This is a genomic window from Sodalis sp. dw_96 (assembly GCF_018449575.1).
In the GTDB taxonomy this organism is placed as follows: Bacteria; Pseudomonadota; Gammaproteobacteria; order Enterobacterales; family Enterobacteriaceae; genus Acerihabitans.
In genome coordinates, this window is sequence record NZ_JAAVUT010000001.1 from 87339 (window position 1) to 113703 (window position 26365).

Genomic DNA, 26365 nt, shown 5'->3' on the forward strand with positions numbered 1-26365 from the left:
CCCCGGCGAACCGCACCGGCCAAAATCAACGGAATTATCCATCATCCATTTTGATGGTGAATTCAGGGCCGGTGCTACCCACTGCGTGAAGTCTTTCCCCGCTCGCCGGGGGGCGTATAATTCATCAATGCAAAGCTTCCGCCTTGATACTGTGGATTTTCAGTCAAAGTGCGTGATGCCAGTGCGGTGATTTCCGCGGCATACTGTTCGGCATTATCCTGGGCGTGGAATCCCAATCGTTCCGCTGCCGAGTTATCCCAATAGGTGCGGCTATTATCGGACACCCCCCAGACGATACAAAACCCGACCTCCTCGGCCGTAATACAACAAGATAACAAGCGTAATAGATCGTCCTCGGATAGCCACGTGCTGAGGTGCCTGACTTCAGTCGGTTTAGGGATGCAACTACCGATACGGATGCAGATGGTTTCAACGCCATGTTTATCCCAGTACATACGCGCCAGGGCTTCGCCCCACACTTTGCTTAATCCATAAAACCCGTCTGGTCGTACGGCGCAGTGGATATCCAGCTTCTCATCAACGGGATACATACCGATGGCATGATTAGAACTGGCAAATACAACGCGTTTGACATGGTGACGACGCACACCTTCATATATCGCCGCCAGGGCGGTCAAATTATTGTCAATAATGCCCGCCAAAGGGCCCTCAACGCTGCTGCCGGCGAAATGCAGAAGGATATCAACCCCTTTGAGCAAACGGTCCACTACCAGGGGATCACGTAAATCACCGCACATGACATCTTCATTCGCTGCAAAAGGTTTAGGACATTTATGGCCGCCCGCAGATCGCAATTCGACCCCCTGGCGCAGAAGTTCAGGACGTATCACCTTGCCGAGATTGCCGCTGGCACCGCTCAGAGCAATTTTCATATCATCTCCTTCGATGCCGGCGCATGCGATGCGGCAACTTCGCTCCGCATCGCCATGCGGGTACTGTCAATGATGCGTTTGCCGCAACCGTCTTAATGCGCCCAATAAATGCACATCTTTAGCATAAGCTGCGGTAAAGGCCATGACAATATCGGCATACTGAAGTTGCGACCGGCCCATATTATTATCCCCGGCGGCGTCAACGGCAAACCTACGCCAATGACTTAGCGGGAGTTGGCCTTCTCCAGTCCTTCCCACAGCCCTTGCATATACATAATGCCCATGGCCCGGTCATGCAGGCCGTAGCCCGGCACGCCCGTTTCGCCCCAAATCATGCGTCCGTGATCCGGGCGGATATATCCCTGGTATTTGGCATCATAAAGCGCGGCCATAATGGCCCCCATATCCAGCGAACCACAGGCGCTGGGATGGGCCGATTCATAGAAATCGCCATTACTGCTGACCTTCACATTGCGGAAATGGACAAAATGCACCCGGTCACGAGCGGCAAACTCATTGATAATATCGGGCAGGTTATTGCGCACATCACAGCCCAGGGAACCCGTGCAAACCGTCAGTCCGTTGGTGGGATCGTCGATAATATCCAGCAGGCGACGGTGATCGTCGATGTTCTTAAGAATACGCGGCAGACCAAATATTTTGCGCGGCGGATCGTCGGAGTGCAGGGCCAGTTTCAGCCCCAGTGATTTAGCCACCGGGATCACTTTTTGCAGGAAATATTCCAGATGTTGCCAGAGCTTTTCCTCATCCACGTTTGCATAATCGGCTAACAATCGCTGGAGTTGCGCCGGCGCATACTTGGCGCCCCAGCCCGGCAGTTCGATACCTTGGCGGGGATCGATGGCATCGATGGTGGCGCTGTCGAAGGCGAGGGTATTTGAGCCGTCCGGCAGGGGATAGGCCAGGTTGGTGCGGGTCCAGTCAAATACCGGCATAAAGTTATAACAGATAATCTTGATGCCGCAGCGGGCCAATATGTGTAAATTTTCGCAATACTCGGCAATCAGCCGGTCGCGGCCGGGTTTGCCCAGCTTGATATCTTCATGGATGCGAAAACTGTCCACCACGTCAAATTTCAGCCCGTGCGCGGCGGCTTGGCGCTTGATATCCAGCAGGCTCTCCTCCGGCCAGACGGTGCCCAGCGGCTGTTTGTACAGGGATGAAACAATACCGTAAAGACCGGGGATCTGGCTGATATATTGCAGAGAAACCGGATCTTCCTGGCCGTGCCAACGAAAAATAATTTTCATGATAACCTCCGGGTTATTTATTTTTTTTTGAGAGCTGTAAGGGGGGCATATTGCCGGCAACCGTCGACGTGAGTTGCAGACGCCGAATTTTGCCGACAATCAACCAGTAACTCAGTACTGCGACAATGCCGTGGGCGCCGACATAAATCAGGGCAATCTTGAATGAACCGGTGCTTTGCAAGATATAGCCGATGACCACCGGGGTAATAATTCCCGCCACATTGCCCAGGGAATTAAACAGGCCGCCGGTGGTGCCGATAATTTCCTTCGGCGCGGTATCCGCGACGACCGCCCAGCCAAGGGAGCCGAATCCTTTGCCGAAGAACGCGGCGCTCATGAGAATAATCACCACCGTCTCGGAATTGACATAATTACACAGCATCATACTGGCGCTCAGCGTCAGGCCGACAGTAATGGGGATTTTTCTGGCAAGACTCAGATTGCCGGTTTTTTTTAGCAGCCAGTCGGATATAAATCCGCTGGAAACGCCGCCGACCAGGCCGCATATTGCCGGGATAGCGGCCATGAAACCGGCATGAAGAATAGTAAATCCGCGTTCTCTCACCAGGTAAATCGGGAACCAAGACATAAAGAACCAGGTAATGGCGGTAATACAATATTGTCCGATAAAAATACCGACTAACATTCTGCTTTTGAATAATTGGGCAACGTCGTGTAGAGAGGCGCCCTTTTTCTTTTCGCCAGCGGCTTTAACGGCATCAAGATTCATATCAAGGTCTGTTAATCCGCCACCTTGCCGAATAAAAGCTAATTCCGACTGATTTACCGATGGATGTTTTGACGGAACAAAAAACAGCAAGCACCAGAAAAGCGCAACCACCAGGCCGATACCGCCCATGACCAGGAAAACGTGATCCCAGCCATAGTCATGACACAGCCAGGCCATCAGCGGGGTAAAGATGGCCAGCGAGGCATATTGCGCGCTATTAAAGACCGCTCCCGCCACCCCACGCTCAGCGGAGGGAAACCAGGCGGCGATGACCCGCCCGGCGGTCGGGCCCACCGGTGATTCGCTGATGCCCAGTAAAAAGAGCAGCATCAATAGCGTCATAAAAACCGAGGCGATATAACTGACCAACCCCATCATTAAGGTCACCGTCGACCAGCAGGCTATGCCAAAGAACATGGCGCGCTTGGAACCTATCTTATCCACGATCCAGCCTGCGGGCGTCATACTGATCACATAAGCCCAGCTAAAAGCGGAAAATAAATAACCGATTTGGACTGAGCTGATATGTAAATCGCTTTGCATACTTGAACCGGCAATGGACAAAGTGGCCCGATCGCCGGTGGCTAATGCCAGCACAAAAGTTATTAATGCCAGCATGACGAATCGTTTTCGGGTACGTGTAACCTGAGAATTCATTAGAATTCACCTTCGAAAAAACATGTAAGGGTAGAGTGGCCGGCGTGCAGGTATTATTTTTTTACCGGTCCGTTATTTGATAAATTATTTATTCATCGATATTCGAGTTTCGCGTAAATAGTTAATCCCGCCTTGTACCATATAAGGAGTAATTGCGGTAACCAAATAGGTGGCGCCCCATTCGATAGCCAAACGCGAACGTTCAGCATCACCGACATACGTGCCCGCGATGCGTCCGTGACGTCGAATGGTCCGAATACATTTCTCCATGGTATCCAATACCTCCGGATGATTCGGATTTTCGGCATGTCCCATGGAAATGGCTAAATCACCCGGACCGACAAACAGCACGTCAATGCCTTCAACCGCTAAAATCGCCTCGAGATTTTTTACCGCTTCCGGCGTTTCAATATGCACTGATACCAGTTTATTGGCGTCCGCTTGGGCCAGATATTGCGCTTTATTGCCGCACATACCGTAGCGGGCGGCACGAGGCAGAAAAGCCACCCCGCGTTCGCCGCGCGGCGGAAAGTGGCAGGCCGCAACCGCGGACGCCGCCCCGGCGACACTGTCCACCAGGGGCACCTGGACACCGTTGGCGCCGAAATCCAGCGCTTTTCGCATGTATTCATGGCGGTTGAACGGCACCCGCACAATGGCCGGCACGTCCACGGCGTGGGAGGCCCGAACCATATCTTCCAGGGTCTCCGGGTTCATATTGCCGTGTTCATTGTCAATCAGCAGAAAATCAAAGCCAATCATTGCGGTAAGTTCGGCGATTTCCGCCGAGGCAAAGGTGACAAAACAGCCTTGTAATGGTCCATCATAGAGCCGCTGTTTCCACTGTGGATCTATCATGACCGGGTTCCTCTTTTTACTTCAATACCGGCCATCTGTTCGAACACCTTGATAATATTGGAATGATCTTCTGTGCCCGTACCCTGCGCCATGCATGTTTTATAGAGTTCGTGTACCATGCCGGCAATGGGCATCGGCACGTCGATGCCTTTGCTTAATTCCATCGCCAGGCCCAAATCCTTATATTGCAGGCGAGTCATAAAGCCGGGTTCGAAGTTACGCTCAAGAATCTGCGCGCCGCGGATATCCAGCGCGCCGCAGCGGGCGTAGCCGGCGGAGAGGACCTCAACAATCCTGGCGGGATCAACGCCGGCCTTGGTGCCCATCACCAGTGCCTCGCCCAGTGCCGCCATGGTCGCCGCCGCCAGTACCTGGTTGCAGGATTTCACCACCTGACCGGCACCGTTGCCGCCGACGTGGGTGATGCGTGTGCCTAATACCGCTAAAATCGGCAGGCAGCGAGCAAACACGTCCGCATCGCCGCCCACCATGATTGACAGGCTACCGCTTTTCGCGCCCTTATCGCCGCCGCTGACCGGTGCATCCAGCATGCTGGCGCCGGTTTTTTTGACCCGTTCGGCAAAATCGCGGGTCGCCAGGGATGATATGGTGCTCATATCAATAATCACTTTGCCTTTGTCCAGCGCCTCGGCTACGCCCTGGTTGCCGAACAGCACTTCTTCCACCTGCGGCGTATTCGGCACCATGGTGATAATGATGTCGGCCTGACGGGCGACCGCCAGATTACCGCTTTCACCTTTGGCGCCGTCGGCTGTAACCTCGTTGATGTCCTGTGCCAGGATGCTGTAAACATGTACCTCATAACCCGCCGACAGTAAATTCCGCACCATGGGTTTGCCCATAATGCCCAGGCCGATAAAGCCTAAAACTGGTTTCATGGTTTTTCTCCGTTAAATGTTGTCAGCGTTATTCACATTGAGTATTCAATAATGGACCGCAGTTCGTTGACGTTCACCCCATCAAAAGGAACCGAGGTTTTAAGCGATAATGACGCCGCCGTTCCGGCGGCATAGCCCGTCAGGAAACACTGGGCAGTGACCCTCGCCGAGGCCAGGGCCTCATGCTCCGCGCATAATATGCGGCCGGGCGCGATCAGGTTCGGCACGGATTCCGGCAGAAGGGTGTCATAAGGAATGTCGTAATAATCGTTATCGAGATAAAACATAAAGATGCCGTCTTTATTGTGCGCCTCGATACACCAGGCGCTTTTGGCGACCGAGCGTTGGCTCTTGCGGGCATGAAACACATCATCGTTGGTCAGGGTCACTTGTCCGACGATGGTGCGGCTCTGGCGGATGCCAATCTGAGTGGCGACATCGTTTAGACGGGCGTGCTCAAAGCCGGGCACAAAATTTTGCAGGAATCGTTCATATTCCCGTACCTGTTTGCGTCCGCGCTGTTCAGCCCAGGTGAGATCCCCTGCGTTCGTGGCATCAATCGGCCGGCCGTCATCGCGCAAAATGCTGGTGACATTGCACATCACCTCATCCGGACGAGGGGAGGGCAACAGGTAAATGTGCCGGCGCGGCAGGTGATAGCCCTGGCGCCGGGCTTCGTCTACCCAAGCCTCCAATTGCGGCACCGGATGGCCGATACCATGAGGGATATCCACATTGCTCATACGGAACACCATGGTCGGGTACTGCACCATGCCATTGCGTCCGACGGTATGCGGCACGCCGGCTTTAACGCATAAATCACCATCACCGGTGGCGTCGATAAACCGTTTGGCCAAAATCACCTGCCGGCCGCTCTTGTTTTCAATAATCACCCCGGCCACGGCACCGTCTTCCATGATGATCTCGGTCATCTGGGTATGGAACAGCACTTTGACGCCGCTTTCCGCCAGCAGGTCATCGGCGATTTCCTTCCAGACATGGGGATCATGCACCACCAGGGCGGTGTCGCCGAACGGGAAGGGGGCGCTCACCGCCCGGCGCTGTTTGAGGAGGTGATAAAACTCACCGGCAAAACCGTCCACCAATTGCTGTGGTTTGCCGGTTTTACCCGAGCTGAACAATCCGCAGATGGCTCCCGACATGCCGGCGGTCGCCATACCGCCGCAGAAGCCATAATGTTCAATTATCATGGTATCCCGGCCGGCCCTGGCGGCGGCAGTCGCGGCGGCGACGCCCGATGGGCCGGCGCCGACGACCAGCACATCCACTTGACAGGCGATCGGCAGATCCCGTGCATTTTCATGAAAAACAGTCATCTCCAGGCTCCTTTCATCGGGGGAACAACGGCGGTACTTCCAGCCGGTTGCTTTTTTTTCCATCAATACACCTGCGTTGTCCCACGCCAGCGTATCCATCACCGTCAGTTATTGTTGTGGATCTTGCGCTTACCCAGCACCGCGCCTTGGGCGATGGGCTGAACCAGTTGGCCATACTGGGATAACCAGCTGCCGTCCGGTTCGCGTTGCAGTGGTTGCCAGTCGCTTAATCGCTGTTTCAGCTCCAGCGCGCTGATATCCACATCGATGCGGCGTTTGTCCACATCGATAATCACGGTTTCGCCTTGTCTGACAACCGCCAGCGGGCCGCCGGCCGCCGCCTCGGGCATTAATTGCCCCACCACGATGCCGCGGTTCAGGCCTGAAAGCTCGCCGTCGGTGACCACCGCAACATATTGCGCGATACCGGCGCCGTTGAGGGCCGCGACAAAGCTGGCGGCAAACACCGTGCCCGGCCCGCCCATAACGCCCATATTGCGCAGGATAACCACGTCGCCTCGCTGGATTTTTCCGTTACCCAAGGCGGTAATGGCCTCGTCTTCACCGTCAAAAATATTGGCGGGACCTTTAAATTCATGCAGTTCGGCCGGTACGGCTGAGAGTTTGACGATAGAGCCTTCGGGTGCCATGTTGCCGCGGAAAATCGCGACGCCGGGACGTGTGCTGATGGGGTTGTCCAGCGGGCGGATCACCTCGCTATTTTTCACTACCACCGTGGCGATGTTTTCACCCACCGTTTTTCCGTTTACCGTCAGGCAGTCCAGATGTAATGAGTCTTTCAGGCGTGACAATACCCCCGGCGTACCCCCGGCCACATCCAGATCTTCGGTGCGGTAAGGGCCGTTAGGGCGGACCGCCGTCAGTAGGGTGATTTTATCGGATAACGACTCATACAGGCCCACCACGTCAATCGGCAGTTCCGCTTCGGTTGCGACGGCTGAAATGTGCCGCACGGTATTCACCGAACCACCCACCGCCTGTACGGTCATAATGGCGTTTTCCACTGCCTGGGCGGTGAGAATATCGCGCGGGCAGATATTTTGTTCCACCAGTTCGACAATTCGTTTACCCGCGGCTTGGGCGTACTCGCGCAAACGACGGCTGTTGGCCCAGATGGGCGAATTGCCGGAGAGCGACATGCCGAGCGCTTCGGCGACGATATGCATTGAGTTGGCGGTACCCAGACCGGCGCAAACCCCCGGAGACTGAATGGCGGACTCGGTCATATCCGTCAGCTCCTCGAGGGTCATGCTGCCGGTTTCCACCGCGCCGATGGACTCGTAGACATCATCGATATCGACAAATTTTTCACTGTGGCACTTGCCGCCAATCTGATAGCCGCACGTCAGCAGCAGCGAGGGAACGTTGAGGCGCGCGGCGGCCATCAGGTGCGCCGGGGTGGTTTTATCGCAGGAAGACAAGCAAATCATGCCGTCGAGGACCGCGCCTTCCACCATCACCTCGATTTCATTCACAATAAGGTCGCGGGTGGGCATCAGGTAACGGGCTTTTTTACCGGCGCTGGTGACAAAGTCGCTCGGTGCGACGGTGCGTATTTCAAAGGGCAGACCGCCGGCGGCGCGAATGGACTCCTGGACCTTTTTGGAGATCTCGTCCAGATGGATATAACAACACGACAGGGAATTGGACGTATTAATCACGGCGATTTTCGGTTTCAACATATCTTCGTCGCTGATGCCCATGCTGCGCCACTGGCTGCGGCGCACAGCCCAGCGGGTGGATCCGGGTTTGAAATTACTTCTATACATCAGGGTATTCCTTAAAATGAATGTGGTTATGGCATGCGTCACTATTCAATATTAATGGTGTGTTGTCCATCCACTTATGAGTGAAAAAGTTGAACTGGTGCACAAATACGTTATTTAAAGCAATTTTGATGCCGGGATGTGCGGGTGCTCAGTGTGAAACAGAAGATTTTACGTCAATTGGATGGACCAATTAACGTAAATGTATCTAACGAAAATGTGCCTCCGGTTAAACAACACCCATTTCCGCCATCACGATTGCCAGCACAACGGCCAGCAGCGGGACCAGCACGCAGGTGACAAAAATGTATTTATAGGTTTCCTTGACCTCCAGTCCGGCGATGGAACTGGCAACCACCGCGCCGGTGGAATGGGGCATGGCGTCCAGGGCGCCGGAGGACATCGTCACGATACGGTGCAGCGCATCCATATTGACATTAGCGGCGGCGAACTTGGCCCCCAGCGCGGTGAGGAAAATGCCCAGTCCGCCGGCGGCGGACCCGGTGATCCCGGAGAAAATGTTGATGGAAATGGCTGATGACACAAAGGGGTCAAAGGTTAAGCTATTAACCAGATCTATAAAGGAATGAAAGGCGGGCGCATTTTTGACCACGCCGCCAAACCCCACCACCGACGCGGTGACAATCAGCGCGATGATACCGTTTTTGGAGCCATTATTCAGCACATCGCTCAGGGACTGCCGGTGACGAAACAGTATCAAACCCATCACTATGGACACCGCCATGGCGATAATCACCGAATAGATTGACTCAACCACCCCTTTTAATGCAAAAAGAGCGATCAACAAGGCGATAATCGGTATTAACGAGGGAATCAATCCGGGAAAATCAGACGTACTGCTTTGCTCAAGGTTGACGGTGGAGTCATTAGCGCCGGGAACAAAATGCTCGCCGGCCAACGCCAGCTTCTTTTGTTGTTTAACCAGGTAAAGATAATTGAGATAGAAGGTCAATACAGAGCAGACGATGCCGATAATCGGGGCTGAAAAAATGGTCGTGCCGAAATATTGGGTCGGCATAACGTTTTGAATCGATGGTGTTCCAGGCAGCATGGTCATGGTTATCGTGGCGGCAACCGCCAGCACGGCGCCGGGGAACATTTTTTTCGGGATGTCCGCTGCCCGGAAGAGCGCGATAGCAATAGGATAAAGCGTAAAGGCAACCAGAAAGGTACTGATGCCGGCATAGGTTAATATCAGCGTGGTGAGGAAAATAATCAATATGACGCGCTGTTTGCCTATTTTTTTCATCAACCAATATGCAATAGAGAACGCCGCGCCGCTGCGGTCCATCATGGCGCCGAAAATAGCCGCTAGCACAAACATTAGGAAATAACTGCCGGCGAAGTTTTTCATTGCCAGCCCGTAGTCATCGGTAAATGTGGGCCAAGGATCCATGCCGTTGGTAATAATGATCACCAGTGAGGCAATAATCGATACCGGAATGGTATTGAGTCCACGATAGACTAAAATAATGATGGTCAATACTGAAAGAAGTAAGCCAATAATACTGATCATGATAATTCCTCGTTCCTTCAGTCAGGATTTAACCGCATACTGTTCAACTTTATTCCAGTCAAGCTCAATGCCGAGCCCGGGCGCATCCGTGAGATGAAAATTCATCTGTTCGTCATGAATAAACGGCGTAAGGGTGATATCGCTTTTGAGTGGATTATTGTTTTCTTCGGACTCCATACGTTCGACATTGGATAGCGAAGCAGACATCTGCAGACTGGCGGCGAAGTGTACCGCTGAGCCAAACGAGTGAAGCGAAACTGCACGGCCATTGGCCTGTGACAAGGCGGCGATTTTTTTACATTCACTAAAACCGCCGGTCCAGCCGATGTCGGGCTGTATAATGTCCACCGCGCAGTTTTTAATCAATTTATTAAAGTTACCCAGTCCCTGTTCGGTTTCAAATCCCACCAGGGACATCCTGTCCGGCAAACTGCGGACAATGCGGACGCAGCCTTCAAGGTCATCCACCAATGTGGGCTCTTCAATCCATGAAACGCCCAGCCGGTCAAGTTCAGACAGGTGGGCAATAACGGTTTTGGCGCTCCAGGCTGCGTTCATATCAACATACAACTGGCTGTCGCCAATGGATTCCCTCACCGCTTCCACCCGCATAAGATCCCCTGCCGCGGTCTCACCAAACGCCTGCGAGGGCATATATTTCAGCGGGCCGGTCAGACTGTCAATATTGCGGCCTATTTTTATTTTTACCGCACGATATCCTTGCGCCATATAGGTCTCCATTTCCTTTTTCAGTGCCGTCAGGTTTTTCCCCGGCGCATAAAAACCGCCGCTTGCATAGGTAGCGACTTTATTACTGAAACCGCCAAGCAATTTATATATGGGCAAATTGGCCGCTTTGCCTAAAATATCCCATAGGGCAATATCAATACCACTCATCGCCCCCATCACCATGCCCCGTTTGCCGTGCATTACGCTGCGCCAAAACAGTTTCTGCCATAGCCATTCGATATTCAGCGGGTCTTCGTTGATCAATGCCGGGGCAAATTGTTTCTCGATAATGCATTGCGTCACATCGAGTGCACTGCCATAAGTGAACGCTTCGCCGATACCATAAAGGCCGCTGTCTGTTTCAATCTTGACCAGGACAGCCTGGCGTTTATTGACGGTGGATAAGGCATCGCCAATGACGTTTTCACACAAAAACTGCAAGGGTAAGGTTTGAATATGCGTAATTTTCATTTCCGTTCTCATATAAGATGGAGGGTAAGACATTATTCGGACAATAGGACTCCCGTGCCGGTAAAAGCATAAGCAAATTATCTTTCTTAAATTCAGCATATTACGCTATATTTTTGCCGTTGCCGGACTCTGACAGGCGCGGGCGGACATATGTCCTGCCGACAGCTATAGGGATTACCGAGGCTTTCTTACACAGCGGAGCACCGTTGAAAACCCGTCGTGTCTTGTTGCAGCGCATCGCGGTAATCCTTGCCGTGACTGAGGAATTACTCAGTTCACACTATTGATGATTATAGGTAAGTTGTCCATCCAGTTATGAAGGTAAAAGTTTGAGGTAGTCCACAAAATCATCACTAACTTGCTGGTCCGGTTGCGTTTTGGTTCATACGCATGGGGATGACGGCAACGAATAACTGAACCCTTTATGTTTTTTGGCAAGATATAACCCTTATTTTATCCATCCAGCATACTGTGTGACCCGTCTGGTGTTAAGGGATTGCACAAGGACCATATAGTGATCCTCGACACTCGGGTGGCCCAAAAATATGCGGACGCTAACAGTTACTATTTAAGTGGATGGACAACTTGCCAAATTAATGGATATTCAATGGGTAGACACCGGTCCGGTAATCAGCGGTGCGATGTATTCATTGCGACGCCGGTATGCCACCGGTTTCCTGTCCCGGTGGACCGTTTCGGCAGCGATGATCGAACCGACACCGGTCTTAAATGCCCTCAAGGAAGTTTAAAATGAATTTCGCTTATTCTTCTGTAATTATGACCAAAACCCTAATGTCCAAGCCCACCGTGGCCGCGCTTATTGTCGGTATGGCCGGTGTTTTCTCCAGCCCGTCGCTGCATGCAGATACCTTTGTCTATGTTTCCAACGCGCTGGACGGAACCATATCCGATTATCGCCTCGATACCCAAAAGGGAGCCTTAACTTTTTTACGTAATACTCCCGCGGGTCAATTGGTGATGCCTATGGCGGTCAGCCCCGATAAAAAACATCTTTATGCGGCGGTTCGTTCTAAGCCTTATTCCGTGGTGACATATCGCATCGACGGCGGGAGCGGTTTCCTTGATCGGATTGCCACCGCACCGCTCAGTGCCAGCATGGCCTATATTTCCACCGATCGGCGCGGTAATTATCTGTTCGGCGCATCGTTTGACGGCGATGTGGTGGCCGTTTCCCCCATCAGTCCCCAGGGTGTGGCGGCCGGTAAAACACTGCAAACTATTAAGACCGGCCCGCACGCCCACTCGGTAATTTCCGATGTCACCAACCGGTTTGTCTACGTAGGTAATCTAGGAGTCGATCGCGTGCTGCAATTCGCCTTTGACGAGCGTAGCGGACAACTCACGCCCATCGGCTCGGGATTTGTACAGGCGCCCACCGGTTCAGGTCCGCGCCATTCAACGGTATCTCCCGACGGTAATAACCTCTACTCCCTCAGCGAGCTGACCGGTACCGTGACCCGGTACGCTATCGATCGTACCGACGGAAATCTCACCCGGCAGGAAATCATCGAGGGCGTACCCGGAAAATATCATCTACAGAAAGGACTGGTGCGGCCGGCACTAGGCCAAGGGGAGAAGATTGACGATACGCCGCGCATCTGGGCCGCAGATATCAAAATCACCCCGGACGGTCGTTTTCTCTATACCACGGAGCGTACCAGCAGTACCGTTACAGCGTATCGGGTGGCTATTGACAGCGGAAAACTCAGTTATATCAATACATTTGATGTTGAAAAACAGCCGAGGGGTATTGCCATTGACCCTCGCGGCCGCTGGCTGGTGGTTTCCGGCGAAAAAAGTGCGACTATCGGTGTTTATGGTATCGACGCTCAACTCGGTAGTCTGACACGTGCCGGCGAGGCACCGGCGGGAAAAGATGCCAATTGGGTTGAAATAGTAGAACAAAATTGACAGGTTGTCTTACCAATTAATTAAGAGATTCGTGAGATCGGAATCAGAAATAAAGTCATAATCTGCCATAAAATGACGACCCGGAGCAGATACAACGACCAAGAGGACACCCAGGGCGGCGGGTGAAAATGCCGCCGCTGAAAAAATGTTAACGATATTTTTTATTAATATTATCCATTAGATAGAAATAAACATACTATTTTTCGATGTGAGCCTGGGAAATGCCGTACCTGCAGTTGCCAAGACCGGAGCGAATAGCGTTGAGTATGTTTTAAATTTGTGGTTCAGTCGACGTTTTATCGTCCTAAACTGGCTAGACAACTTATCAATTTTGCAAGATAGTGATTATGCCGAATGCTCATATTGACAGAGGCGTAAGGGGATGTTTAAACCCACGGCGAAAGCGATTGACCGTCGCCGAACTCCAGCATGCGTCCTCTGCGTATTCCTGATCTGATACCGAGGTTATGCCGCTGCCTTAATTGACGAGGTAGCCGTTGCCGAAAAACGGAGAATAAAATGAATAATAACTTATCGGAAGGGTGTCGCGTTATCCGATTAGATGTGCGTGATAACGTCGTCGTTGCACCTGAGGAAATTGCCGCCGGTAGCTGCATTGACGCCGAAAACGTGGTTGCCCTGCAATCAGTGCCTATGGGTCATAAAATCGCCACGCGATTCATCGCCAAAGGAGAGCCGGTATTGAAATACAATACCGTTATCGGTTTTGCCGGCGAAGATACACCCCCCGGCACCTGGATGCACAGTCATAACATCCTGTTTGATAATTTTGTCCGGGATTATGCCTTTAGCCAGAACTACCATCCGACCGATTACCTGCCGCAGGATAAGCGCGCCACTTTCCAGGGTTTTGTCCGCGAAAACGGCAAGGTGGGCACGCGCAATTATATCGGCGTATTTGTGGTGGGCAATTGCGGTGCCTCCGTGGCGCGCAAGATTGCCGACTATTTTACCGAGGAGCGTCTGGCCGAATACGGCAATGTGGACGGCGTGGTGCCTTTTGTCCATGAGCTGGGCTGCGGTATGGAAATGACCGGCGAGCCGATGGATTTGCTGCGGCGCACCCTGGCCGGTTTTGTGCGCAATCCCAACACCGCCGCCGCGCTGGTGGTGGCGCTCGGCTGTGAGCGCAACAATATCCACGGTTTTTTTGAGCAGATGGGGCTGGAAGAGAGTGATACCCTGTGCAAGCTGGTGATCCAGGATACCGGCGGCACGCGCAAAACCATAGAGAAAGGCATCGAAGACGTTTACGCCATGCTGCCGAAGGCCAACAGCTATAGCCGCCAGAGCGTTTCCGCCGAACATATCTGCATCGGTATGCAGTGCGGCGGCTCCGACGGATTTTCGGGCCTGTCCGCCAATCCCTCGTTGGGCGCGGCGGTGGATATTCTGGTGCGCCATGGCGGCACCGCCATTCTTTCGGAAACCACGGAAATCTTCGGCGTCGAGCACACGCTTACCGCGCGGGCGGTGACGCCGGCGGTGGGGCAAAAGCTAGTGGACTGCATCAACTGGTGGCTGAAATACAATGAAGGACGCGACTGCCAGATCAATGGCCGGGTCAGCCCGGGCAATAACGCGGGCGGTCTGGCCAATGTATTGGAAAAGTCCCTCGGCGGCGCCAAGAAGGGCGGTAACGCGCCGCTGATGGCGGTGTATAAATACGCGGAGCCGGTGACGGAGCACGGCCTGGTGTTTATGGATACCCCCGGCTACGATCCGGTCTCCGCCACCGGCCAAATAGCCGGCGGCGCCAACCTGATTACTTTTACCACCGGCCGGGGATCCTGTTTTGGTTCGGTACCCTCGCCCTGTATCAAACTCGCCAGCAATACCCCGATGTATAATCGTATGGAAGAGGATATGGACATTAATTGCGGCGTGGTGATTGACGGTGAAAAAACCATCCAGGAAATGGGTCAGCTGATTTTCGAAAAGATCCTGCGCGTCGCCTCAGGGGAAGAGAGCAAAAGTGAGGCCTTGGGCATGGGTGAAAACGAGTTTGTGCCCTGGCCCATCGGCGTACTGGCATAATTAACTATCACGTGCCGGTTAATAATGCCGGAGTGTAATAATTAAAAACAACAACTTTGGCGATATTACGTTATCAATATCGGTATAAAAAAATAACTCATTTTGATCCGGCGAGCGGGGTATTTCCGGCGCGATATTCAACAGCGCCGCCTATCTCACCATTGCGATATTCACCCCGCTGATGGGGTGGCTGTGCCATGTTTTCAGCCGGAAACCTGTTTTTATCGTCATGGGAGCAACCGGTTTACTCCTGGCGCCGGCAATGATAGAACGATGCGGTGGGGCGTGCGGCGATGAAAGCACCGACGGTGATGATTTTTTTTGGTATTATAAGAGTTGTCCAACCGAAAGTGGCTTGGGATTTATACGTGTCGGGTGAAATTGCATAAACGTAAAACAGAGTCGCGCTAGTCATCTTTGCGATGTCACAGACGGTGGTTATCCCGCTGATTTGCCATGGATGAGTATTTCTGCTCGGAGGGGAACAAGGACATGCCAGATAAAAATAAATTTTCGATGGTTCCGATTAAACGTACCGACGTATTTCAAACGATAATCAAACAGCTCAGCGATCTGCTGGACAGTGGTAACATTAATGCCGGTGAAAGGTTACCGTCGGAGCGCGAATTATCGGAAAGCCTGGGCGTCAGCCGTACATCCATCCGTCAGGCGCTGAAAGTGCTTGAGGCCTCGGGCCGGCTGGAAACCCGCGTCGGCAGCGGCACCTATTTGACCCACAATCGCGCTCCCCACCCGGGCGTGGGCATCTACCTTCAGCCAGGCGCCGGCGTCACCAAAGAGTTTATGCAGCAACTGATCGTGGCGCGGGCAGGCATCGAGCGCGCCATATTTGAAGAGTATTCACGCAAATCCAATCGTGGCGGCATTAACCAGTTACGCACCCTTATAGAGGATAACGCGCGCGACTTTATCGATGATGAAGAGAATGACGAGAACGGCGGCCTGGATTTAAGCTTTGAAAGTAAAGTGGCTGAGCTCAATCAGAACGTTATCCTGTCCCATCTGCAGCAGCAGATCCATCAGCTCTGGATCAGCGCGTGGAACGAATATGGATTTGTCCCGGAAAAGAAAATCGTGCTGCATCAGGAACATCTGAATATTCTTGAGGCCTTGGCGGCTAAAAACAGCGGGCGGGTGGTGGACCTCATCGTTCAGCACGTCGACAAGGAAATCGATTAGTCCACGCTGTTCTTTACGCACGGAGATATCGTCGCCGGTCTGTTTCTCCCAAAACGCGCATGCGTTGTACCATGCACAGTAACAGTCGGGCAGAGGCGAAGCGCAAACTACCCTGTTGGTGCTTTGCTGATTAACGCCTATTTATGAATTCCCTTCATAAGAGCATTCTCGCCAGTTCGCTACTTCCCGGAGCTGGGTTCTGCTAACGTGGTTTATCAATAACCGGTTGAGGTTTCCACTCGGCGGCATATTCCCTATCTCAGAACCCGATGTCATAATTCTTGACGGAGAAAAAAAACATGCAAAAAAGAAAACTTGGCAACAGTAACCTGGAAGTATCCGCTCTCGGCCTGGGCTGTATGGGCCTGAGCCATGCCTATGGCCCGGCGCAAGATCGGTCGGAGGCCATCAAGCTTATCCGCGCCGCGGTGGAACGCGGGGTGACCTTTTTTGATACGGCGGAAGTCTACGGCCCGTATACCAATGAAGATGTGGTGGGTGAAGCGCTGGCGCCTTTTCGCGATCGGGTGGTTATCGCCACCAAGTTTGGCTTCGAACTGCCGAGCACGGATGGGAAACAGAACCTCAATAGCCGGCCGGAGCATATCAGGCAGGTGGTGGAGGCGTCGCTTAAACGCCTGCGGACCGACGTTATCGATCTGCTTTATCAACATCGCGTGGACCCCAATGTGCCTATCGAGGATGTGGCCGACACGGTCAAGCAATTGATTAAAGAAGGTAAAGTGAAACATTTCGGCCTGTCCGAAGCGGGGGCGCAGACCATCCGCCAGGCCCACGCGGTCCAGCATGTTACCGCATTACAGAGCGAATATTCCTTGTGGTGGCGGGAGCCGGAGACGGAAATCCTGGCGACCCTTGAGGAACTGGGCATTGGTTTTGTGCCCTTCAGCCCGCTGGGCAGGGGGTTCCTTACCGGTGCCATTAATAAGGATACCACCTTCGACAGCAACGACTTTCGCAACACGCTGCCACGCTTTAGCCAGGAGGCGCGTGATGCCAACCAGGCCCTGGTGGAGGTCATCGGCTCTCTGGCGGCCAGCAAGGAAGCGACGCGCGCGCAAATAGCCATTGCCTGGCTGCTGGCGCAAAAACCCTGGATTGTGCCGATCCCGGGCACCACCAAGCTGCACCGCCTGGAGGAAAACCTGGGGGCCGTGGACATTCGATTGACAGCCGGCGAGCTGAACGATATCAACAGCGCCGTGGCGAAAATCAACGTGCAGGGCGATCGTTATCCGTCACATTTGCAGAAAAACGTCGGCCGCTGACTAAAACGCCGGGGCATGTACCCTGAGCGGGTCCCGCTGCGGCGGGGCTTTTGGGCGAAGGCGCGTGACGCTATCGCCGGAACCATGGGGCGAAGGCGCATGCCGTTATCGCTCCCGCTGTTCTCCGGGGTAGACCAGACCGATCTGCTTTCTTATGGTATCCAGCGTTTCCATAATAAGGACACTTTCGTCAGGGGGCATAATCGTCGAGGCGGTTCCCGTTCTCACCAGGCGTTCCATTTCAAATGCCTGAAACTGCATTCCGCGATCGGCCACCGTCTCCGCGTATTCTTCGAGCACATTGCCCTGGTAATCTTCAAGGCGGAATGAAGTGGGGGTGTACCAAACGGGTGCGATGACAATACGTGCCTTCGAACCATACACAACGGCGACATTGGGGCCGGCGCAGTCAAGGGCGGATACGGTGGTTGAAATCGCACCACCCTTATGCTGCATGATTGTGGCGATTTCGGCATCGACACCCGTATCCTTGAAACGGGCAGTCGCCAGGATACACTCGGGAGCACCCAGAATATCGAAGGCAAATGAGACAGGATAAATGCCGAGATCAAGGAGCGCTCCGCCGCCAAGTTCCAGCGCATTCAGGCGGTGATTAGGATCCGTCGGCAAGAATTGACGATGTTCAGCCGACACCGATCGCAATGTGCCCAGGACGCCGGAGTCAATGATTTCGCGGATCCGCTTCATGTGCGGCAGGAAGCGCGTCCACATGGCCTCCAGTACGATCAGGTGCTTTTCCCGTGCGCGCCCGACGATTTTCCCGGCCTCACCGGCATTCAACGTGAACGGCTTCTCAATAAGGACATGTTTGCCGGCTTCCAGCGCAAGCAGGGCTGCGTCCAGGTGCTGCGGATGGGGCGTCGCCACGTAGACAATATCAACGTCAGGATCCGAGACTAGCTGTTGGTAACCGCCATGGGCCTTTGGGATGCCGAACCGTTGGGCGAAAGCTCTGGCTTTCTCCTCCGATCGGGAGCCAACCGCCACCACCTTCAGTCCGGACGCGACGAGATCATGGGTAAACAATTCAGCGATCCCTCCGGTAGCGAGAATACCCCAGCCAAGCGACGTGTTCATTGTTGTCTCCTCAGTTCGTTAACACACTATGCGGCTCACCCTATAATGAAACATTATCAAAAGCCTGACGCCAGTCGTTTTCGAATTTTTCTATCGCCGCTGTTACCGCCGGAGCAGAAATAAACTGCTCCGCAACATCAACAGGTAACGTAATCGCTTCACATCCCGCCAACAGACAATCAAGCGCCTGGCGTGAGGTTTTAAAACTTGCGGCCAGGACTTTCGCAAAAGGTGCATGCAGTTTTAAAAGGCTTTGCAGTTCGGACACCATTTGAATACCGTCGCCCCCTTGAACATCAACACGATTCACGTACGGTGCAACATATTCGGAACCGGCCAGCGCGGCCAAAAGGCCCTGATCCGCGCCGTAGACAGCGGTGCCCAAGGTTGGGATGCCTTCGCTTTTCAGCATTTTGATTGCCGCAAGGCCCTCACTGGTGACAGGAACTTTCACTACCAAATCATCAATGATGGTGCATGGCGACGGAACGTGTTCAAGCTCATAAACAGTGGGTCCGACTTTTTATAATGGGTCTTCCGGGCATCCTGTTTACCCGCCGTTTTATCCCTTCGGTGCAAGATGTTTTACATGCGCGAATGTATGTCGCCCTGCTGTTCAGCGCGCTAATTGCCATTGCGAGGTGAAAAGAGCGTCATCTGCTACAGGTTAGTACGGGGTGTTTTGCCCCGATCCCATTCCCCGATTAAAAAGTTAAAGTTATCAAAATGACAACCGATAGAAACTTCTCCCGTGACAATCCCAACCGAAAACATGGCGGGATTGCCGGGCTTACCACTATGGAAGTTCGCCGTTAAATTCAACAAATAATAACGTCCAATGGATAAAAGGATAGGGTATGGCAAAAACGGGTTTTATTTATCCGCTGCTGATTACAGCTGCGCTACTGGCGGGGTGCGCTACCGAGTCCTCTCATACCCGGGAGGTGCAGAAAGTCGCCTCATATAACACCCCTTATCAGGGGGAGCGAAGTCCCATTGCCGTGGGTAAATTTGATAATCGCTCTAATTATATGAATGGTATTTTTTCCGACGGCATTGATCATTTGGGCAATCAATCTAAAACCATCCTGATAACGCATTTACAGCAAACCGGGCGTTTCAACGTTTTGGATCGCGCCAATATGGATGAGCTGAAGGCCGAAGCGAATATTAAAGGCCAGGCTCAGACGCTGAAGGGCGCCACGTATGTGGTCACGGGCGATGTCACTGAGTTTGGCCGTAAGGAAGTGGGCGACCAGCAGCTCTGGGGCATTTTTGGCCGGGGTAAAACGCAAGTTGCCTATGCCAAGGTTGCTCTTAATATTGTTAACGTACAAACCTCTGAAGTTGTTTTTTCCACCCAGGGGGCAGGGGAGTTCGAGTTATCCAACCGGGAAGTCATTGGTTTTGGCGGCACGGCAAGTTATGACTCGACATTAAATGACAAAGTGCTGGATCTGGCAATTCGTGAAGCGGTCAATAATCTGGTTTCAGGAATTGAAAGCGGTTCATGGCGGCCAACGCATTAAGGGATAGTATTTGAATGACAAGATTAATTAGGCGCCTTATCTTAGGTGCTGCTGTATTACTGGTGGGTTGCGCCACCGCGCCAAAAAATATCTATAACTGGGATAACTACCAACCGACGGTGTATCAATATTATCAGGGAGGTAAAACCAGTCCCGATGAACAAATTGCCGCGCTGAAAGAATCCCTTGAAAAGACGCGCGCCACCGCAAAAAAGGTTCCGCCCGGATTGCATGCCCATCTTGGTCTGCTTTATGCAAATACCGGTCGCACCGACCTGGCATTTCAAGAATTTAATCAGGAAAAGACGTTATTTCCCGAATCAGCACCCTATATGGATTTGCTGCTGAGCAAAAATAAAGGAGAGACGAAATGAATCGTCTTTTAGTATTCATCAGCCTGGTTTTTACCCTGGCGTTGACCGGTTGTGCAAAACCCGTCCCGCATGACTATACGGCGTTTAAGCAGAGCAGACCAAGATCAATTCTGGTGTTGCCGCCGGTAAACCAATCACCGGATGTGAATGCCAGCCATAGCATGCTTTCTCAAGTGACGCTGCCTCTGGCTGAAGCCGGTTATTATGTCTTGCCGGTAGCGGTGGTTGAGGAAACCTTTAAACAGAATGGCATGACGACCCCGCAGGATATTCGCGCCGTCAGCATTGCCAAATTACACCAGATTTTTGGCGCCGATGCCGTGTTGTATATTGATGTGACCGGCTACGGCGCAAAATATGTCGTTTTGGCCAGTGAAACGCGCGTGACGGCAACGGCAAGGTTGGTGGATTTGCGCACCGGGAAACTTCTGTGGACCGGCGGGGCAACCGCATCAAACAATGAACAAGACAACAATAATAATAGCCTGGTCGGTATGCTGATTACCGCCGCCATCAGCCAAGTGGCGAGTAATATGATGGATAAAGGCCATGATATTGCGGGAATCACCAGTGCCCGAATGTTATCCGCCGGCGCACCGGGCGGGATATTATACGGCCCGTATTCCCCGTCGTATGGTAAAGATAAAAGTTAGGTTTAACCCGGGCATTGCACGAGTTCTATCGCACTATCAGACAGCCTGTCCCGCATTATGCGGGCTGTCTGAAACGTGCCGGAGAAACTGAGAGACGAAAGCCGTTAACTCACGCCTGCAATGCAATCCCCCCTGGCGTTAAATTAAAGCAATTGCTCGGACGGGGGAGGCCGATCCCCCGTTTATCCTCAAGGGTAACGCCATAAAGATAAACGTCTCGGGTACCTTATCCAAATTGGCCAGATTTTCCATAATAAGTTTGCCGGCACCCAGAATAATTTGATGGGCGGGATAGGTGGAATTTGACCAGGCATCAAGGGACATGGCGTCCGAACCGATGACATTAACCCCTTTCGCTAATAAGTATTCCGCTCCCCCACCCGATAAACCGGACCAATCTGACAAAAAGGACTTATGATTTGGCCGAGGTTGCCATTTTTTATCATGACCGGTGCGGAACAGTACAATATCATCGGCCTTGATATTTCCGTTTTGCGCTTCCCAAGACTGGATCATGGAGACGGTAATTTCCGTATCCACGGGATAGTCAGAGACGTCTATCTTAACGCCCCGTCCAATCAATTGGTGAACATCGATTTGCTCGATGGTTTTACCGCCGGGTATGAAATGCGAGGGTGAATCAACATGGGTACCGCAGTGATCGCCCATTTGCAACAGGTTATTATAATTTCCATCCCCCGCGGCATGGGTTTCCCAATCGTTCAACATAAACTTCGGATGGGTTGGCCATACAGGCATTGAGGGATCATAACAATAATTCAGTTCAATAAGTTCGCAGTGATGCAATAAGGACAATAGTTCATTATTCATTTCAGGCGCTCTTATGGGTAATGGTTTCTTTTATGAGGTAAAGCGGCAAGCAGGACAGGATCAGTACACCAACGATAATCATATAATGCACATTGAAGCCATAGTCACGGATAATCCAGCCGGTAACGGGGGCGACCAGGATGCCCGAGATCCCGACAGCCAAACCAATCATCAACCCCATGCTGGATGCGGCCGCTTTGGGGGCTGAATCTATCAGCAAGGCATAGGCGACCGGATACGGGGAGTTTCTGAACAATCCCCAGAAGATAAGTATCGCCCAACCAAATGCGGCGGAATGGATATACATGCATAAGGCGGTGGCAATCATCCAGCCAAAAATGATAATACCCAGCGAGCTTTTACGGCCTTTGACATCAGAATAGCTACCCCAGAGAATCTGGCCGATCCAGCCGGTGAGACCCGACGCGCCGGAAATGATGGCGGCGGTAGAGAGCGGCAAGCCCACTTCGCGGGTCAATTGGAGGGTAAGAAAGTTGGCTATCCCCATTTCCGCCCACGTGAAACCGAAGATTAACGAAATCGCCAAGAGACAATTACGGTTTTTCAGGCAAGATAAGGATTTACCTAGCGCGGTTCTGAAATCATCACGTTTTACCTCGGTAACAGGCTCGATCGGCAGGGTAAGTTTATTTTCCGCAATCCATTTCATGACCTTCTGATGATTTTTTTTGGTTCCGACGAAATATTGTATAAAGACAATGGACAGGCCAATAAGCGGGATGAATAGAAATGCCTGACGCCAGGTACCGAAAGCCAGAATCCCGGCAATAAGTACAGGTCCGATAAACTGGCCTAAAGGGAAACCGGTATGGTGAACGCCAATGGCAAAACCGCGATTCTCTTTTTGCCACCACTCTCCGAGTAACGCGACATTAATGGGTTCGGAACCACCGGTCCCCATTCCCATGAAAATCCGCAATGCCTGAAATGATCCCAGGGTTTTACAAAAGGCAGTGGCTACACCCGATACGACTTCAACAATGACTGCGACGGTCCAGCTATAACAACGTTTATGGCCGGTTCCCACAAAATCAGAAAATATTCCGAAAATCACCGCACCACTTAATGTACCAATAAAGCTTAGGGAATTTAGCCAACCGACTTGTATTTCAGTCAGGTTGAAGTCTTTCATGATAGCCGGCAATAATGTGGGCAAAATGATTCTGTCGATGGAGTTCATCAAAATAGCCAAGGTCGTTATAACCAACATCCACCACGACAAGGGGTGTGCCTTGGGAAAAAAACGACGTTTTTCTGTGGAATTCAACGTGTCGTTCGAATTCGCCAAGGATTCATGAGTATTTGCTTCGTGATTGAGTAAAGGTAATTCTTCGTTTGCCATTTCTAAAAAACCCCTTTTTTGTAAGGCAAAGAGTTAGAGCCAGTTTTTTTTTGCCCCACTGTTTATAACGATACAGAGAAATAATAGTCGTAAGATATCAACCTTTAATCAATAAAAGGCAATGATGAGAAATACCGTCTACAGACGAGGTGAAATATTAGAAATCCAATAACTGAAATCAGTTTTGTTCTTAGGGCTAATATCAAGTTAAAGCATAATGTTTCCTTTTTATAAATGAACTGCTTGGTAAAAACGGACTAAAAGACATCGTTGTTGATTTAAAGATAAGCACTTGAATTCTACCATACAAGAATGGAAATGCGGATTTTAGACATAAATCACATTTTTTTTACATCGCGCTAGTTTCATTAACCAGGCTATAGGGGCCGCCATAACGCGCCGGAACGTTGAAAAACGAACCCAATGGCTCCTCCTCATCGGACTCAAACTTTGCGCGGCTTGTTCCACAAAATGACATAGTCCACGGTTGCCAATGGGGGTGTTGTTCCGCGATGATGGCGTAATGAGGGTATTCAAGCCAGGGAGGTTATTATCATGGGAGAGCGCCGGATGGCCAAACCTAAAGCATCACGCAAGAAGGGCGGATCGTCGGGGCCGAATCTGGAAGCCCTGCGCAGGCACATACGGGCGAAGGGCGCCGATTACCTCAAGGATCCCAATATCACGTCCGTTGGCATCGGCCTGAAGAATGGCGATGGACCCGTTTGTATTCAGTTCACCGTCGGGGCGAAGGGCGAATCCGCCATACAGTCCCTCGGTAGCCTTACTATTCCGGAGGCTATCGAAATCGAAGGTGTAATGATACCCACCGACGTAATACAGCGTTCCTATAATCCCTCATTCAAGCTCGTCAAGCCGGAACAAATGAATGCGCGTCGGGAACGCATCGATCCCATCTGTCCGGGAGTCAGCGTTTCTCATCTGGCCGGGACGGCGGGGACGATCGGTTTGATTGTCTACGATCGGTGCACCGGCATGCCCGCCATCCTGTCGAATTGGCATGTCTTGCACGGAAATGCCGGACATGTTGGCAGCACCATCGTTCAACCAGGGCCCTTCGACGACAACCACACCGACCGCAACGTGACCGGCGAGCTGCTGCGCAGTCATCTGGGGCCGGCTGGAGACTGCGCGCTGGCCGGTATCCGCCTGCGCGGATATGACGCATCGGTCTTTGAGCTGGATGTCATCCCGACCCGCATGGCGGAGGTCGATCTCGGCGATCCTGTGGTTAAATCGGGCCGCACCACCGGGGTGACCTATGGCAAGGTTCGCCGCATCGACGTGATGGCGCGCATCAATTATGGCCTTCCCATGGGAGAGCAGGCTGTCGGTGGTTTTGAAATCGGCCCCGATCCGGCTTATCCGTCCGCGGATGGCGGTGTCAGCAAGGGCGGCGACTCCGGCTCGGCCTGGCTTATCGCCGAGGACGGTAAACCCACAGACATTTTCGCGGGATTGCACTTTGCAGGCAACGCAGACGGCAATTTGGACGAGCATGCGCTCGCGTGTTATCCGGCGTCTGTCCAGAAGAAGCTCGACTTTGTGCTTACGCGACCTCATTCTGATGCGAAAAATTCACCTCTTATTAAAACGGTGGTTCCCCGAAACGGCTATGATCCCGATTTTCTCGGAAAACCTGCTCCTGAACCCGGTCTCTCGACGGCGTTAAAGCGCGACGCGGTGAATTTCGGTCGCGGCCAGACTATCCCCTATACCCATTTTTCGGTGTGCCTCAGCGCGGGCCGCTGCATGGCGCGCTACGTTGCCTGGAATATCGACGGCGCGCGGATGGTGAAGCTCCCGAGGTTGGATTTTGCGTTTGATCCGCGCGTCGACACCAAATATCAGATTGGGGATGACCTGTATAAGGACAATCGGCTCGATCGCGGGCATATCGCCCGTCGGGCCGATCTCTGCTGGGGACAAATGGAAGAGGCAAGACAGGCAAACAAGGATTCTTTTTACTTCACCAACATCACGCCCCAGCACCAACGCTTCAACCAGTCATCACGCCGGGGCCTCTGGGGTGAGCTGGAGAATCTGGTTTTTGATCAGGCCGATGTGCAGGACTTCAAGCTTGCCATCCTTGGCGGGCCGGTGCTCGGCAACGACGATCCAGCCTACCGGGAAATACGCTTACCCCGCGCTTTCTGGAAGACGATCGCTTATCGAGCCGGCGATGGTCTATTGCGCTGCTCGGCTTTCATTCTCTCGCAAGACAATTTGCTGAACGAACTTGAACGCCTTGATCTGGACCCTTTTCGCATCTATCAGGTCAGCGTATCGGATCTCGCCTCACGAACCGCCCTCGACTTCTCCGCCTATGGGGCGGCTGACGTCATGCAGCACCCGGAAATGGCGACGGCCGGGCAGGGAATTGAAGCTTTCAAGCGCGAGCCGAGAACCCTTGTGGAAATCAATTCGAGTGGGGAGATCGTTTTTTAATGGCAGTGGCAGATCAATAAAACAATACGAAATTCATCCGTCCGTCGATATGAAGCTTTGGGAAATGTGTCCAGATACTATTGTTTTTGAATGAAAGCAAATGGCCTTAATCCGCGTTATGCCTTAGGTTTGACGACAGAAGATGATGGCTAGCCATCTTTACCAACCGCCGGGTTCGTTTTAAACCGGCTAATGTCTCCATGGGTATAATTCAACAATGGGGATAGATTATCTTCGTTATCCCCTTGGACATGAAAACGCTCGGCGGGTCTTCCGCATACAACAAATATGCTTGTAAAATTATGAATGCTTTGACGTGATCCGTGCTCAGACCTCAAAAATAATTATCTAGGCGGGCGTGTGATTTATTACACTCTATGTAATATTTTTGCGTCGCAAA

Annotated in this window: 20 protein-coding genes and 1 pseudogene; 8 read left to right on the forward strand and 13 right to left on the reverse strand. The window is 52.4% G+C overall.

Annotated elements, in window-relative coordinates; translation table 11 throughout:
* Positions 1 to 74: 74 nt before the first annotated feature.
* From HB631_RS00385 to HB631_RS00425, 9 genes are all read right to left on the reverse strand, one after another.
* On the reverse strand, positions 75 to 893 hold the full coding sequence (locus HB631_RS00385; protein WP_213989181.1) for an NAD(P)-dependent oxidoreductase: 819 nt from the start codon (positions 891 to 893) through the stop codon (positions 75 to 77).
* Positions 894 to 1117: 224 nt separating this feature from the next.
* A complete protein-coding gene (gene uxuA, locus HB631_RS00390) occupies positions 1118 to 2164 on the reverse strand; it encodes a mannonate dehydratase (protein ID WP_213989182.1) in 1047 nt (348 codons plus the stop codon).
* 13 nt (positions 2165 to 2177) lie between these two features.
* A complete protein-coding gene (locus HB631_RS00395; protein ID WP_213989183.1) occupies positions 2178 to 3551 on the reverse strand; it encodes an MFS transporter in 1374 nt (457 codons plus the stop codon).
* Between the two features lie 84 nt (positions 3552 to 3635).
* On the reverse strand, positions 3636 to 4409 hold the full coding sequence (locus HB631_RS00400) for an aldolase/citrate lyase family protein (RefSeq protein ID WP_213989184.1): 774 nt from the start codon (positions 4407 to 4409) through the stop codon (positions 3636 to 3638).
* Positions 4406 to 5308 (reverse strand): NAD(P)-binding domain-containing protein, encoded by a 903-nt coding sequence (locus HB631_RS00405; RefSeq protein WP_213989185.1) that lies wholly within the window; start codon positions 5306 to 5308, stop codon positions 4406 to 4408. The genes HB631_RS00400 and HB631_RS00405 overlap by 4 nt, the downstream gene beginning before the upstream one ends.
* A gap of 32 nt (positions 5309 to 5340) precedes the next feature.
* Entirely contained in the window at positions 5341 to 6708 is a 1368-nt protein-coding gene (locus HB631_RS00410; RefSeq protein ID WP_213989186.1) for an FAD-dependent oxidoreductase, read from the reverse strand.
* Positions 6709 to 6749: 41 nt separating this feature from the next.
* Entirely contained in the window at positions 6750 to 8435 is a 1686-nt protein-coding gene (gene ilvD, locus HB631_RS00415; RefSeq protein WP_213989187.1) for a dihydroxy-acid dehydratase, read from the reverse strand.
* 226 nt (positions 8436 to 8661) lie between these two features.
* On the reverse strand, positions 8662 to 9969 hold the full coding sequence (locus tag HB631_RS00420; RefSeq protein WP_213989188.1) for an SLC13 family permease: 1308 nt from the start codon (positions 9967 to 9969) through the stop codon (positions 8662 to 8664).
* A 21-nt stretch (positions 9970 to 9990) separates the two neighbouring features.
* A complete protein-coding gene (locus HB631_RS00425; protein WP_213989189.1) occupies positions 9991 to 11169 on the reverse strand; it encodes a mandelate racemase/muconate lactonizing enzyme family protein in 1179 nt (392 codons plus the stop codon).
* A 750-nt stretch (positions 11170 to 11919) separates the two neighbouring features.
* On the opposite strand from HB631_RS00425, the gene HB631_RS00430 reads away from it, so the two are divergent.
* The 4 genes from HB631_RS00430 (at position 11920) to HB631_RS00445 (ending at position 17648) form a co-directional block, all read left to right on the forward strand.
* Complete coding sequence (locus tag HB631_RS00430; RefSeq protein WP_255556653.1) at positions 11920 to 13101, forward strand: beta-propeller fold lactonase family protein; 1182 nt, start codon at positions 11920 to 11922, stop codon at positions 13099 to 13101.
* Positions 13102 to 13620: 519 nt separating this feature from the next.
* Positions 13621 to 15159: an altronate dehydratase family protein gene (locus HB631_RS00435; protein ID WP_213989190.1), complete on the forward strand. Its 1539-nt coding sequence runs from the start codon at positions 13621 to 13623 to the stop codon at positions 15157 to 15159.
* A 492-nt stretch (positions 15160 to 15651) separates the two neighbouring features.
* Complete coding sequence (locus tag HB631_RS00440; protein WP_213989191.1) at positions 15652 to 16359, forward strand: GntR family transcriptional regulator; 708 nt, start codon at positions 15652 to 15654, stop codon at positions 16357 to 16359.
* Positions 16360 to 16658: 299 nt separating this feature from the next.
* Positions 16659 to 17648: an aldo/keto reductase gene (locus HB631_RS00445; protein ID WP_213989192.1), complete on the forward strand. Its 990-nt coding sequence runs from the start codon at positions 16659 to 16661 to the stop codon at positions 17646 to 17648.
* A gap of 105 nt (positions 17649 to 17753) precedes the next feature.
* Here the strand turns inward: HB631_RS00445 and HB631_RS00450 are convergent, their stop codons facing one another.
* Positions 17754 to 18746 carry a Gfo/Idh/MocA family oxidoreductase gene (locus HB631_RS00450; RefSeq protein WP_213989193.1) on the reverse strand — a complete coding sequence of 331 codons (993 nt, stop codon included), beginning with the start codon at positions 18744 to 18746 and terminating at the stop codon, positions 17754 to 17756.
* Between the two features lie 40 nt (positions 18747 to 18786).
* A pseudogene (locus HB631_RS00455) lies at positions 18787 to 19221 on the reverse strand (transaldolase family protein); the annotation flags it as partial.
* Between the two features lie 382 nt (positions 19222 to 19603).
* Here HB631_RS00455 and HB631_RS00460 point away from each other — a divergent pair.
* The 3 genes from HB631_RS00460 to HB631_RS00470 are packed head-to-tail and all read left to right on the forward strand — an operon-like array spanning position 19604 to position 21302.
* Positions 19604 to 20275, forward strand: a complete 672-nt coding sequence (locus tag HB631_RS00460; RefSeq protein WP_213989194.1) for a CsgG/HfaB family protein — start codon at positions 19604 to 19606, stop codon at positions 20273 to 20275.
* 14 nt (positions 20276 to 20289) lie between these two features.
* Entirely contained in the window at positions 20290 to 20649 is a 360-nt protein-coding gene (locus HB631_RS00465) for a DUF4810 domain-containing protein (protein ID WP_213989195.1), read from the forward strand.
* Positions 20646 to 21302, forward strand: coding sequence for a DUF799 domain-containing protein (locus HB631_RS00470; protein ID WP_213989196.1), 657 nt, complete (start codon positions 20646 to 20648; stop codon positions 21300 to 21302). The genes HB631_RS00465 and HB631_RS00470 overlap by 4 nt, the downstream gene beginning before the upstream one ends.
* Positions 21303 to 21440: 138 nt before the next feature.
* Here HB631_RS00470 and HB631_RS00475 read toward each other — a convergent pair whose 3' ends face one another.
* Both HB631_RS00475 and HB631_RS00480 read right to left on the reverse strand, forming a co-directional pair.
* On the reverse strand, positions 21441 to 22133 hold the full coding sequence (locus tag HB631_RS00475) for a cyclase family protein (protein WP_213989197.1): 693 nt from the start codon (positions 22131 to 22133) through the stop codon (positions 21441 to 21443).
* Between the two features lies 1 nt (position 22134).
* A complete protein-coding gene (locus HB631_RS00480; protein WP_213989198.1) occupies positions 22135 to 23496 on the reverse strand; it encodes an MFS transporter in 1362 nt (453 codons plus the stop codon).
* A gap of 570 nt (positions 23497 to 24066) precedes the next feature.
* Here HB631_RS00480 and HB631_RS00485 point away from each other — a divergent pair.
* The gene (locus HB631_RS00485) at positions 24067 to 25965 is read left to right on the forward strand and encodes a DNA/RNA non-specific endonuclease (protein ID WP_213989199.1); all 1899 of its coding nucleotides are present in this window, start codon (positions 24067 to 24069) and stop codon (positions 25963 to 25965) included.
* Positions 25966 to 26365 lie beyond the last annotated feature (400 nt).